Annotated in this window: 10 protein-coding genes; 8 read left to right on the top strand and 2 right to left on the bottom strand. The window is 41.1% G+C overall.

Annotation, left to right across the window (positions count from 1 at the left end):
- Positions 1-170 precede the first annotated feature (170 nt).
- Both EHS89_RS08350 and EHS89_RS08345 read left to right on the top strand, forming a co-directional pair.
- Positions 171-1,514 carry a UDP-glucose dehydrogenase family protein gene (locus EHS89_RS08350; protein WP_124925676.1) on the top strand — a complete coding sequence of 448 codons (1,344 nt, stop codon included), beginning with the start codon at positions 171-173 and terminating at the stop codon, positions 1,512-1,514.
- 291 nt (positions 1,515-1,805) lie between these two features.
- Positions 1,806-2,813, top strand: a complete 1,008-nt coding sequence (locus EHS89_RS08345; RefSeq protein WP_124925675.1) for an NAD-dependent epimerase — start codon at positions 1,806-1,808, stop codon at positions 2,811-2,813.
- Between the two features lie 656 nt (positions 2,814-3,469).
- On the opposite strand, the gene EHS89_RS08340 is transcribed toward EHS89_RS08345, so the two are convergent.
- Positions 3,470-4,819: an O-antigen ligase family protein gene (locus tag EHS89_RS08340; protein ID WP_229753721.1), complete on the bottom strand. Its 1,350-nt coding sequence runs from the start codon at positions 4,817-4,819 to the stop codon at positions 3,470-3,472.
- 298 nt (positions 4,820-5,117) lie between these two features.
- Positions 5,118-5,642 carry a hypothetical protein gene (locus tag EHS89_RS08335; protein WP_124925673.1) on the bottom strand — a complete coding sequence of 175 codons (525 nt, stop codon included), beginning with the start codon at positions 5,640-5,642 and terminating at the stop codon, positions 5,118-5,120.
- Between the two features lie 293 nt (positions 5,643-5,935).
- Here EHS89_RS08335 and EHS89_RS08330 point away from each other — a divergent pair, with 293 nt between their 5' ends.
- The 6 genes from EHS89_RS08330 to EHS89_RS08305 all read left to right on the top strand — a co-directional run bounded on the left by EHS89_RS08330 (position 5,936) and on the right by EHS89_RS08305 (position 13,488).
- Positions 5,936-7,372 (top strand): undecaprenyl-phosphate glucose phosphotransferase, encoded by a 1,437-nt coding sequence (locus tag EHS89_RS08330; RefSeq protein WP_124925672.1) that lies wholly within the window; start codon positions 5,936-5,938, stop codon positions 7,370-7,372.
- A 39-nt stretch (positions 7,373-7,411) separates the two neighbouring features.
- On the top strand, positions 7,412-7,987 hold the full coding sequence (locus tag EHS89_RS08325; protein WP_124925671.1) for an acyltransferase: 576 nt from the start codon (positions 7,412-7,414) through the stop codon (positions 7,985-7,987).
- 118 nt (positions 7,988-8,105) lie between these two features.
- Positions 8,106-9,635, top strand: a complete 1,530-nt coding sequence (locus EHS89_RS08320) for an oligosaccharide flippase family protein (RefSeq protein ID WP_124925670.1) — start codon at positions 8,106-8,108, stop codon at positions 9,633-9,635.
- 35 nt (positions 9,636-9,670) lie between these two features.
- A complete protein-coding gene (locus EHS89_RS08315) occupies positions 9,671-11,014 on the top strand; it encodes an O-antigen ligase family protein (protein ID WP_124925669.1) in 1,344 nt (447 codons plus the stop codon).
- A gap of 29 nt (positions 11,015-11,043) precedes the next feature.
- Positions 11,044-12,327 carry a glycosyltransferase gene (locus tag EHS89_RS21470; RefSeq protein ID WP_124925668.1) on the top strand — a complete coding sequence of 428 codons (1,284 nt, stop codon included), beginning with the start codon at positions 11,044-11,046 and terminating at the stop codon, positions 12,325-12,327.
- An 18-nt stretch (positions 12,328-12,345) separates the two neighbouring features.
- Positions 12,346-13,488, top strand: coding sequence for a glycosyltransferase (locus tag EHS89_RS08305; RefSeq protein ID WP_124925667.1), 1,143 nt, complete (start codon positions 12,346-12,348; stop codon positions 13,486-13,488).

Raw genomic sequence — 13,488 nt, 5'->3', positions numbered from 1 at the left:
AGTTCGGGCGCGATTTTTCCGCATCGGACCTCGGATTTTCTCGCATCGGACTTCGGCATTTACTATGTTAGAATTGCAATAAATTATTTGGCTATAAAGTAGGCAACATATTTCGATTCCAAGGTATAATCACGGGCTACAGGAATGGTTGCTAAAGGAATACAACGCGCATGAAAGTTACGGTTTTTGGTATAGGTTATGTAGGTTTGGTACAAGCAGCAGTGCTGGCCGAAGTTGGTCACGATGTGTGTTGTGTCGACGTAGATGCGCAGAAGGTCGAAAACCTGAAGCAGGGTATCATCCCGATCTACGAACCGGGTTTAACCCCTATTGTTAAATCTAACTACGAAGAAGGCCGTCTGCAGTTCACTACTGACGCCAAAATGGCAGTAGAGTTTGGTGAGATCCAGTTTATCGCGGTAGGTACACCGCCGGACGAAGATGGCTCAGCAGACCTGAAGTATGTATTGGCTGTTGCTGAAACCATTGCTACTCATATGCAGGATCCGAAGATCATCATCGATAAATCGACGGTACCTGTAGGGACCGGTGATAAGGTGAGTGCCAAAGTAGCCGAAACGCTGGCGAATCGTGGTGCAGAGATCGATTATCAGGTTGTATCCAATCCGGAATTCCTTAAAGAGGGGGCCGCCGTTAGTGACTGTATGCGTCCGGACCGTATTGTTATCGGTACCGATAGCGATCATGTTAAAGATGTGATTACCGAGCTGTATGCACCATTCAATCGTAACCATGATCGTATTATCTTCATGGATATCCGCAGTGCTGAGCTAACCAAATATGCCGCCAACTGCATGCTGGCAACTAAAATCAGTTTCATGAATGAGATGGCTAATATCGCCGAGATGGTTGGTGCAGATATCGAACAGGTACGTAACGGTATCGGTTCTGATGAGCGTATCGGTTACCACTTTATCTATCCAGGTTGTGGCTATGGTGGATCGTGTTTCCCTAAAGACGTACAGGCGTTGGTAAAAACCTCCGAGCAGATCGGCTACGACTCTAAGATTTTGAAAGCGGTTGAAGCGGTCAACGATAAGCAGAAATCCAAGCTGCCTGAGTTGATTAAACGTCACTTTGGAGATGACGTTGCGGGTAAGACGGTTGCCTTGTGGGGGCTGTCATTTAAGCCAAAAACTGATGATATGCGCGAAGCTTCCAGTCGGGTTCTGATGGAAACCTTGTGGGCAGCGGGTGCTAAAGTGCAGGCCTTCGATCCTGAAGCGATGGAAGAAACCCAGCGTATCTACGGCTCACGTACTGATCTGGCACTGATGGGCACTAAAGAAGCTGCTTTGAACGGTGCCGATGCACTGGTGATCTGCACCGAGTGGCAAAGCTTCCGCGCTCCGGATTTCGATCTGATTAAAAGTGAGCTGAACGAAGCAGTCATCTTCGATGGCCGAAACTTGTACGATCCACAACGTATGGCAGATCGTGGCTTCGATTACTACGCCATAGGGCGTGGGCTTTCGATTAAGCAAAGCACTTAATCGACGAGCGCGGCCCAGCCGCTAGTCCGGATAGAACCGAGCGCGTTGCTTGTCCGAATGGCGCTACGCGCCGTGTCCGATGTGGCTGCGCCACGTGTCCGAACGTTGCCACTGGCAACTTGTCCGCTTTTTCGGACCTCGGACAAATGAAATGCTCGGACGCTACGTAGTAGCATCGGACAAGCGAAGCGATCGTCACGCTGCTCTTTAGCGTTCGGTTAGTGGTTTTCCGGCACGGTCCTCATACCAATACGATGCTTGCCAAACAAATATTATTACCAGGTACAGACAATGCAACTAACCTATCTAGTCACCGGCGCGGCCGGTTTTATTGGCAACTTCGTATCAGAGCGTCTGTGTCAGGCGGGTCATAAGGTGATCGGTCTGGATAACCTGAATGATTACTACGATCCGGCACTGAAAGATGCTCGTCTGGCGCGTTTAGAACAGTACCCTGAGTTCACTTTTGTTAATCAGGATCTGGCAGATCGTGAAGGTATGGCAAAGCTGTTTGCTGATAGTGGCTTTGACCGGGTTATTCACCTGGCAGCGCAGGCTGGGGTTCGTTACTCGATTGAGAATCCGTTTGCTTATGTCGATTCAAACCTGAACGGTATGATGACGATTCTGGAAGGCTGTCGTAACAACGATGTGAAGCATCTGGTATATGCATCCTCTTCTTCTGTCTACGGTATGAACTCAAAGATGCCGTTTTCTACATCCGATGGGGTAGATCATCCAGTATCGCTGTATGCAGCTACTAAGAAGTCCAACGAACTGATGGCCCATACCTATTCGCATCTGTACGGTGTGCCAACCACCGGATTGCGTTTCTTTACCGTTTACGGTCCCTGGGGCCGCCCGGATATGGCGCCGTTCCTGTTTACCAGTGCGATTCTGGAAGATCGTCCGATCAAGGTCTTTAACCACGGTAAAATGTTACGTGATTTCACCTATATCGATGATATCGTCGAAGGGGTTATCCGTATTCAGGATGTCATCCCGCAAGCGGATGAGAACAATCTAAGAACCAGTCCTGAAAGCAGCACCGCACCGTACCGGGTATTCAATATCGGTAACAACGAGCCAATTGAACTGAGCCGTTTCATTGAAGCCATTGAATCTGCCTGCGGTAAAAAAGCACAGAAAGAATACCTACCAATGCAGCCGGGCGATGTACCAGCCACTTATGCCGACATCGACAGCCTGCAAAAAACAGTCGGTTTCAAACCCAGCACTACCATCGAAGACGGCATGCAGAAGTTTGTCGATTGGTATAAGGATTTTTACCAAACGTAGCTTGGCAAAAAATCCGATTGACGCTCTGCGTCGTGTCCGATGCGGCTATGCCGCGTCCGAACGCGTTGCTAGTCCGGTATAGAGATCGAGCACTACGTTTGTCCGATCGTTTCACTAGTCCGAACGCTACGCTTGTCCGATGTAGAGATCGAGCACTACGTTTGTCTGATCGTTTCACTAGTCCGAACGCTACGATTGTCCGACCGCTGCAAAGCAGCTAGTCCGAAAGGACGGAAAGATAATAGCGATTGTTGACGGAGCAACTTGTCTGCTTTTTCGGACCTTGGACAAATGAAATGATCGGACGCTTTAATAGCCGAGCGCTTTGCTTGTCCGAACGCTTTGCTTGTCCGAACGCTTTGCTTGCCCGACTGGTACTACGTACCTTGTCCGAACGAGACCTTCGGCCTCTTGTCCGATATTTGAACCTTTCGTTTCAATTCTTGATCAATCTTTTTCGGAAACCGGACAAATGAAATGATCGGACGCTTTAATAGCCGAGCGCTTTGCTTGTCCGAACGCTTTGCTTGCCCGACTGGTACTACGCACCTTGTCCGAACGAGACCTTCGGCCTCTTGTCCGATATTTGAACCTTTCGTTTCAATTCTTGATTAATCTTTTTCGGAAATCGGACAAGCGAAGCGTTCGGCTTTAGGTCAAGATTTTACTTTACGGTTTTTTTGATAAAGTGAAATTTGACCTAAAGCTAAGATAACCATAAAAGTCGCGGCATTCGCCGGGATCTGTAGATTGAAATCCACCGTTGAATGGATCGCCAGGGCGATAACGGCCATAGCTGCGCTGAATGCCAGGCCACGCATGAGTGTGTTTTTGCGGCTCTTTAGTGCGCGCAGTGCGGAAATGAATACCAACAATACAGCAGCAATCAGGCAACCCGTTACAATAACACCGTAGTCACTAGCGAACTCGAAGTAGTCGTTGTGGGCGTGGTCGTAGAAGCCCCGGCCGGCATCGTATTCACGGTACTGCGGGAAGTTAGTGTAATAGGTGCCTGCACCGCTACCCACCCATAAATTGTCCTGAATTGCATCCAGGGTGTAAGTATTTACTTCGTCTCTGGTCTCCGAGGCTTCTGATGTGTTTTGCAATCGGTCCGCAACCTTATCAACACCGAAAAACGTACCCATAACAAAAATGTCGATCACAATCAGGCTGCTGATCAGCATAATTGTCGAGCGGGTAGAGTGCTTCCCTAGTATCAGTGCGAGTACGCCGGTAATAGCAAGGCTGGCAAAGAAAGCAGTATTGCCCATGCGTGAGTGGGTCATAACCAGGCCAGCGACCATGATGATCAACATAACTCTTAACCGGGCTTTAGGGCCAAGCAAAGTCGCAAGTAAACGACGTGAATGTGCGCGCCAACCTGAAACGCTTGAAGTATTGAGGCTGGAGATCATGATGCCAATGCCAACGCTGAGAGTAAGCACAAGGTAACCCGCCAGATGGTTACGGTTGATAAAAGTGCCGGTGGCCAGGTTGGTATAGGCTTCTTTCGGCACGAAAAAACTATATTCAATGCCGGTCAGGCTCATCATACTGCCGTATACCGCCTGAAACAGACCGCTGAATATAAGGCTGTATGCCAACACTTTTAAACGAGATTTAGAAGAAGCCAACAATAGCGTCAGGCAGAATATTAATATAAAGCTAACGCCCAGTGCTGCATCATGCAGTGAAGAAGATCTGTCTATCGAGGCACCCAAGTATTCAGACGATAAAAGGCTCTGTGCGAAAGCCCAAAGGGGGGCGAAGCTAAGTAACAGAATGATGGGCAGGCTTTTCTTAAGGCTTTCACTGATTTCAACGCGGTTCAGACTAAAGAGAGTCAGCCACCAGGCTGTGAGTGAAAAACTGACCATGCAGAGCAAACTGCTGGCCCAGAGTTTATTACTGGCAAGGGGGAGGGGGATCCAGATCAATAGCGCTATAAAGAAAAAAAACAGCCAGCGATCGTACTCTTTAGAATGCTTAGCAGGCTCAAGCATGATGGCTACGTCCATGTATGACAGTTACGCGGTAATAAAAAAGCGCATACGATTAGCAGAAATAACAGCCCTGCCTGAATAAAAAGAAAAGCGCGTTAGCGCTTTTCAGAAATACAGGACTTTATCGAAACCAGGCTCAAGACTAAATTAAAACGCGCCCCAGGTTATTCTTAAAGACTGGCTTAAGGCTGCTCTTAAAATTCGGCTCAAGGCTGTTCTTAAAAGTTGGCTCAAGGCTGTTCTTTAAAGCTAGCTCAAGGCTGTACTTTAAGGTTGCTTAGGGCCTGGATTTTAATTGTCAGGTATTTGGGCTGGCGTTACCGCCACCACCGCCACCACCATTATTACCAAAGACTGGTGGGTTAACAGGAAGGCCTGTCTGCCCCGGCGCAATGTTTAAACCCTGGCCTTGTCCCTGTCCTTGTCCAATACCTTGCGGATTACCAGCAGCGGTAGCGGGCAGGATTTTGGTGATATCAGCGCCGGTATTCAGCGCTATCTGCGTAAGCTGGGCTTCAGTGAGGCCAGCTTCAATGGCTGCTTCACCTATGAGTGATAGCGCAGCGTCATCCTGAGAAAAAGATGAGACAGCAGCAGAAACTATCGCTTCAGCATCGCCTGCTTTACAGACGATCAGAGTGTCACCGTTACAATTAACCAATAGTTGAGACAGGATTTTGTCGACAGACATCTCACTTTGAATAGCATTCTCAATCACAGAAGTAAAAGAAAGGCCGTCTTTAAGGTCTGTTTGAATGTTTGCCTGGGCAGGGTACAACGGTAACAACATCCCTGCTACGACACCAATAATAAGTTGGCGCATGTAGCGTGCTCCTTGTGTGCTATGTGCACATTATGCATGAAATCCATCGAATTCTAGCAGTGACGCAGGAGTAAAGTAAATAACTCTGCCATACTGTGGCACGTATTATTTGCTATAAAGAACGTAAATTGTGTAAAATCTGCCTGCGTTAATGTTGCGCTGCAGAATAGCAGCACAAAGCTTCGCCGCTAGTTAAGTCTACGTCGGTATGCAGCATTTAAGCATTTATTGCGATCAGGGATTAATGGAGTTGTCGATCGCAAACAAGGGATAACACAGGGAAACGCATTGATATGAATATCAATGTGACGCCTTACGGCACAGTTGCGCGTAAGCGACGTCTATTAAATAATCATGAGTCACTCGCATTCTGGGTGCAGCATATTGCTGACCTGGTGATTGTGTGTGGCTGCCTGTTTTTCTTTACCTTCCTTAAGTTAGGCGAACTGCCTTCAAACTATCGCATGCTGGCGGTGGTATCGGTTCTTTGCGTCTGGATTATCTATCGGCGTCGCGGTGTATACCGTCAATCACTGAACTTTGCTAAAAGTGCATTCCGGCTATTTGCCGCCTGGTTTCAGGTCATGCTGTTACTTGCGCTGGTGGGGTTTGCGACCAAAAGTAGTCAAAGCTTTTCCCGGGAAGTACTCATCGAATGGGCTATTGCCGGTTATCTGCTGCAATTGTTAAGCCTCAACGTACTGGGCTCATTATATAAGCAATATAAACAGCTGTTCTCTCGTGAAATACCAACCCTGGTGCTGGGTACCGGTGAGCTGGCATGTAATCTGGTTAATAATCTTAATTCAAACCGTTGGTTACCCGATCGGGTAGTAGGCTTCGTCCATTCAGATGATTATCCACTGACCGATGATGAAATCGGATTACTACCATTACCGCTACTGGGTCGTTCTGAAGCGATCAGGCAGCTAATTAAAGAGAATAAAGTTCGTCGGGTGTATGTGGCGCTTCCTGTTGCAGAATCAGAACTGATCGAAGCGTTGCATATCGATCTGCTGGATATGAATGTCGATGTTATCTGGGTACCGGATATTTTCGGATTGAGTTTGTTGAATCACTCCATTAGAGAAGTGGCGGGTATGCCACTTATCTCGTTGAACGAAAGCCCGATGACTTCGCGAAGAAGCGCCATCGTTTTAAAAAACATACTGGATAAAGTGCTGGCTACCTTAGCGCTTATCGCTTTCAGTCCGTTAATGCTGGGAGTCGCCATTGCAATTAAGCGCTCATCCCCAGGGCCGGTATTTTTTAAACAGGATCGCCATGGTTGGGATGGCAAAATCATCAAAGTGTGGAAGTTTCGCAGCATGAAACTGCACGATGATGCTGAAGTAAAACAAGCCACTAAAGGCGATACCCGCATTACCAAGGTCGGTGCTTTTATACGCCGAACCTCAATCGATGAACTACCGCAATTCTTTAATGTACTGCAGGGCACCATGTCATTGGTTGGCCCCCGACCCCATGCGGTAGCTCATAACGATTATTACTCTGACAAAGTGAATGCTTATTTGGCACGCCATCGAATTAAACCGGGAATAACCGGTTTGGCGCAAATCAGTGGTTTTCGGGGCGAAACTGAAACCCTGGATAAGATGGAAAAAAGGGTCGAATACGATCTGGCGTATATAAATAACTGGTCGTTGACACTGGATATAAAAATAATTGTTAAAACACCAATTTCCTTATTTTCTAAGGATATATATTAAGATTAATTAGCCTTGATAAATAGAGAATTTAATTTTGTTATGAATATAACTAATTTGATAAATAAGATAATAGGCAATATCAATAAATATTACTTGAGAAATGTTTTAAGAATTAGGGTTGGAAAAAATGTTGTTTTTAATGGCATGGTTGCCTTTCAGAGTCGAGGTCAAGTTGAGATAGATGATAATGTAGTTATAAATTCAGGAAATAAATATAATCCAATCGGTGGGGGGAGTAAAACTCAAATTACAGCATTGGATGGAGCTTTTATAAAAATAGGAGAAGGAACGGGAATGTCTAATGTTAGTATTTTTAGTTGCGATGAGGTTGAAATAGGTAAAAGATGCTTGTTGGGAAATGGCACTAAGATTTGGGATACTAACTTTCATTCAATATCATTTGTTGATAGGAGAGGGGCAGACGATGATGTTATATCAAAAAAAATAAGAATAGGAGATGACGTTTTTATTGGAGGCTCAGTGATTATATTAAAAGGAGTTGATGTTGGTAATAAGGTAATAATTGGTGCTGGTAGTGTTGTGACAAAAAGTATTCCGGCTAATGAAATATGGGCTGGTAATCCAGCTAGATTTTTAAGAAAGATTAATGTTTAAGTTTTATGATCTCGTTATTAATAACAGAAAAATGCAATTAAGGGACGAGTGATAGGTATAGTAATTAATATTCATTAAAAATATATTTTAAAGCTAAGTGATAGAGCCAAGTTTATTATTGGCAGATGAAAAGGAATTGAAAGTGATAGCTAGGAAAAGGTTAAGTAGAAACGCATTGACAGGGGTTATTCAATTATGCATTTCTACAATAGTACTTTTCATTATGTATCGCTACCTATTGGATACCATTGGAACTGCTCAGTTGGGGGTGTGGGCGGTAGTGCTTGCTAGTGTTTCTGTTGGTCGCTTGAGTGAGCTGGGATTTTCTGGAGCCGTGTTGAAGTTTATAGCTCGAGATATATCTAATAACAATCATGCGAGTGCACGCAAGATAGTACAAACTGCAGTTATAACAGTAGCAATAATTTTTTTTGTATTAGTGGGTATAGGGTACCAACTAATAATAAACCTCCTGTCATGGAGTCTACCGGAATCCGAATATATAATTGCAGTAAAGATATTACCTTGGTCAATTGTGGCGTTATGGATTGGAATAATATCAGGTGTGTTGCAGTCCGCGATTGATGGGTGTCAAAGAATGGATTTAAAGAATATTATATTAATATTATGTAATCTGTTGTATTTATTTCTTACTCTGTATTTTGTCCCATATTATGGTATAGAGGGGGTTGCGATAGCACAATTAATTCAGTTTTTGGTGTTAATGATATTGAATTGGTTTGTTTTGAAAAAGCTGATGTCAAAACTTCCAATAATTCCTCTCTGTTGGGATCGAGAAAGCTTTATAAAGATATATCGCTATGCTTTAAATTTTCAAGTAATTGGGATTTCAGGGTTAATGTTTGATCCTATTACAAAGTTCCTGCTTGCAAAGTTTGCAGGGCTGGATGCCACTGCATATTATGAAATGGCTAATCAAGCGGTTGTAAAAATTAGAGCTATCGTTGTAGTTGTAATGCAGGCGCTTTTGCCAGAAATTGCGACAATAAAAAATAATGATGTCGAAAGGTTGAAAAGCGTATATAAAAGTTCATTTAACAGTATTTTTGTTATTGGATTACCTTATTATCTAGCGGTGTTTGTATTCTTTTCAATGCTTTCAATACTATGGATAGGGTATGCAGAAAGTGAATTTATATTATATGGAAAGATATTGGCTGTGGGCGCGTTAGTGTCAGGGATGTGTCTGCCCGCGTATTTTATGAATCTAGGTGCAGGGGATATTTCTGTTAATGCATGGGCGCATGTCTTGATGAGTCTACTTAATTTAATGCTAGGATATGTGCTTGGTCTTTACTACGAAGGGATAGGGATCGTTTATGCTTCAATTATAGCGCTGAGTGTAGGTAACTTGATGTTGCTGTTTAAAGTACAAAAATGGCTGAATATAAAATTGTTTGAGTTGTTTTCTCCTGATTGTATAAAGATTGGTTTTTCATCAATTGTGTCACTAAGTGTGTCTTTTCTTGGTAGTTATTACTTTGTTGATATAGGGGGGTATTTGTTTTCTTTAATATCAATGCTCTTATATGTATCAATGTTTGTTATTATGCTGTTTGTATTCTATCCAAGGAAAATACTTATAGATATTTTACTGCTGAAAGTTTCGTTTTTTAAGGGTATTTAAATTAGCAGTTGGCTTGTTTTTATTAGGTGCTAAGTTTGTATAAATATACTGTTGTTATGATGTTTGTGCTAATTTTTTTATTTCTATTGAATAGAAGTAAAGCGGCCTGGATTCCTTTGATATTGATAGTATATTCGAATATTAATGGTTTGCTTGATTGGGAAGATTTTGCGTTAAAAGGCATGATTAAGTTTATGGATTATGGGTTGGTAATAACCATTTTTCTGTTTTTTTATTGGAAGTTTCTGTGTGAGCCTAGGTATGTTGATTACCAGAGGCATAAATATTCAAGTTATTTATACAACTCGGTTGTTGTTTTTTTTTACTACTACTGTTTTTTATTTATTTACTCTGTTTTGATTCAGGGCGGGATAGAATGGCCCATAAAAATGGGTAGGCAGTTTTTTTATGGTCTTGTTTTTTTTGTTGCGTACTATGTGATGAGAGTGAATCCTGTAGCCGTTTTTAATGATATTATTTGTATTTTAAAATGGTCAACTATTTTTTTTGGGGTTTGTTATTTTGGTTATAATTTACTGGGCTGGGAGATATATCCAAAAGGCGTTCATGAAGAATTTTTGTTGGATGTTGAAGATGTTAAAAGAAATTTCTCAGGGTTTCCTGTGTTTTGTTTTTATTTTATTATTTATTTGACGGATAGAGTATTGTCTTCTACTACAGTTAAATTTATAGATGTTGCTAGTTTATTTATTTTGATTGGTTGTGTATTGCTAAGTCTAACAAGAGGATCATTAATTTTAATGTTTGCAGTGATGCTACTTGTTTTAGTTTATCGTTCACCAATGATTCGTAGTTTTAAAAGAATGCTGTTTATATTTGCGTTGTTTACGATTGTATCGCCTTTTTTAGTAGATGTATTCTCTGGGCACTTAACTGCTCTTTTTGGGCGCTTTGATGAATTTAAAGTAGCTGGGTACGATCAGTCAAGTGGATATATGGTGAGAGCTATTGAATTTAATAATATAATAAATAATGTTCTAGATTTTAATCCGATATTAGGCTTCGGGTTTACTAACCTTAATGCGCTAGGATTAGGGTATCAGTCAAATGTGATTCATGGAGGGTCACCAGATAATGGATTTTCAAATTTAATTGGAGTTACAGGCTTTCTTGGTACATTTTTGTTTATGTGTGTTCTTGTTTTTTGGCTCAATGTTAATATCAACTTACAGTTGATGAAGATGGAAAGGTTTTCAAAAGTTCACTTTATTTTTATAATTTATCTTGTTTTGTCATTCATAAATGCAGCTAGTATGAGTTATGTATATTTGTTTGTTGTTTTTTTAGTGTACGATTTGCTTGCCTATTCGTATTATAAGCAAATGAAAAAATCTTCACAGAGTTATTCAAAAAAGTAGAAGTTTGTTTCTAATAATAGGAAGCGGTTATGAATAATGAACCTTTAGTATCAATAATTACACCTAGCTTTAATCAAGGGATGTTTATTGCTAATACCATTAAGTCTGTTGTGAGTCAGACTTATAAGAATGTTGAATATATTGTTGTTGATGCTCAGTCTAGTGATAATACATCAGAAGTATTAGATAGTTTTTCAAATTCAATAGATAGGTTGGTATGTGAGCCTGATAATGGACAAAGTGATGCAATAATTAAAGGTTTCAAATTAGCTAGCGGTGATCTAGTAGGTTGGATAAATTCTGATGATATTTTATATCCTGATGCAGTAGAGAAGATAGTAGATGCATACAACCTCTCACATGACTCAACTTTGTTTTACAATTCAAATATCAACATTATTGATAAATATGGAAAGGTTATAAGAGAGGCATCGGTTAAAGTATCCACAAGGGAACAGTTGTTACGTGAAAATAATACATTGATTCAGCCAGGTTCATTTTATAGTAGAAAGGCTTTGGTAGATGTTGGCTACTTTAGTGAGACCCTCAGGTACTCAATGGATTTAGACCTATGGCTAAGACTCCTAGTTAAAAGTAATCCTGTAGATCTTAACACAAAGCCGATCGCAGGATATCGTGAATGGGAGGAAACTAAGACCTTGAATGGAGGGACGTCTCTCTTAACCGAGCGTAAAAAAATGCTACTTGAACATGGGGCAGAGTGGCATGATAAATCAGTCTTAAACATTTATTATTCTATCTTTAAAATTAATGCAAAATTGTCACTTAATAAGGCCAGATATCTTTTAAGTGCCTGTACATATTATGGTGCTGTTAGATACCTTCCTTCATCAAATACAAAGTTAACTAAGTGGGTAAGGCCTCTAAGAAGAAATATTGCATCGTATATGTTTGACAAGGCAGGTGATAATATCAATATTGAGAGAAACGCATACTTTGGTAGTGGAAAAAAAGTTCGTATTGGTGATAATTCTGGAATAGGTGTTAACTGTAAGTTATTTGGTACAGTAGTTCTGGGTAATAATATAATGATGGGGCAAAATGTTCAGTTTATTACTACTGGTCATGAATTTTCAGACATAAATGTTCCAATGATCAAACAAGGTTTGACTAAAGAAAAGTCAATTGTCGTATCCGATGATGTTTGGATTGGATCAAATAGTATAATTTTGCCAGGTGTTAATGTCGGGAAAGGTGTGGTTATTGGTGCAGGATCAATAGTTACCAAAGATATTCCAGATTATGTTGTCGTGGCCGGTAACCCCGCGTCTATAGTAAAAAATCGCAAATGATTTTTGAGGCTGCAAAATATGAGCAAGAAGATCAGAGTAGGGATCTTTCGTACTGTCTATCCAATATATTCTGAGGTTTTTATAACTAAGCAGATAAAGAGTTGCAAAAATATTGAGCCTGTTGTTATTTGCAGAGATAATATTTCGGAAGTTCATGGTATTAAATTAGTGAGTGTTAATGGTAAATTCTCACGGTTAATATTTACCTTGGTAGGTTATAGTAAGGAGCTTTTCTCTAATAAAATTGTTAATGATATTGAATTGCTCCATGCTCATTTTGTCCAAGATGCAGCTCTTATTTTAAGCTTGTCGTATGTTTTGGATAAACCGATGGTCGTTACATGTCATGGCTCAGATGTAACTACTACAGATTATGGTTTGATATTGAATAAACGAATAACTGATTTTCGCTATTTAATATTACGAAAAATGTTAAAGAAAAAAGTAACGACCTTTATTGTTGTGTCTGACTTTATTCGTGACTTAATGGTTAAAAAAGGGTTTCCAAAAGATAAAATTGTTAAGCATTATATCGGCGTTGATACTCAGCTCTTTGTTCCAGGAAAAGAAAAAAAATCTGGTAGTAAAAAGTCGATCATTTCAATAGCTAGGCATACAGATGTAAAAGGGATTGATATATTGCTCTCAGCTTTCTCTAAAGTTCTAGAATATTATCCTGATTTAAGTTTAATTCAGGTAGGTGATGGAACTTTAACTAGTGATTTGAGAAAGCAATGCGTAGATCTTGGTATTGATGGTAATGTGTTTTTCAAGGGCGCCTTAGAGCAAGTTGAGATTGTTAAACTTATGCAGGAATCATCAGCGCTTGTCTTATCTAGTAGAAAGTCTAAATCAGGAGCTGAAGAAGCTTTTGGGTTAGCTTTAGTCGAAGCTTCCGCCTGCGGTATTCCTGTAATAGGTACTAGAGTTGGTGGAATCCCTGAAGCTGTTATTGATGGTGAGACAGGATTTGTTGTTGAATCTGAAAACGTAGAAGAGTTAGCTTCTGCTATTATCAAAATAATTAATGACGACAGTCAAGCACGATTAATGGGAGCTAGAGGGAGAGATATGGTTCTTAATCGTTTCAATATTGCTGAACAATCGATTAAACTTGAAGAGCTCTATCTTAATATTATCAACAATCATACATTAGGATAG

It is taken from the genome of Amphritea balenae (assembly GCF_003858655.1).
Lineage (GTDB): Bacteria > Pseudomonadota > Gammaproteobacteria > Pseudomonadales > Balneatricaceae > Amphritea > Amphritea balenae.
The sequence above is the reverse complement of the archived record's forward strand: the minus strand, read 5'-3'. Positions and strand labels throughout refer to the sequence as shown.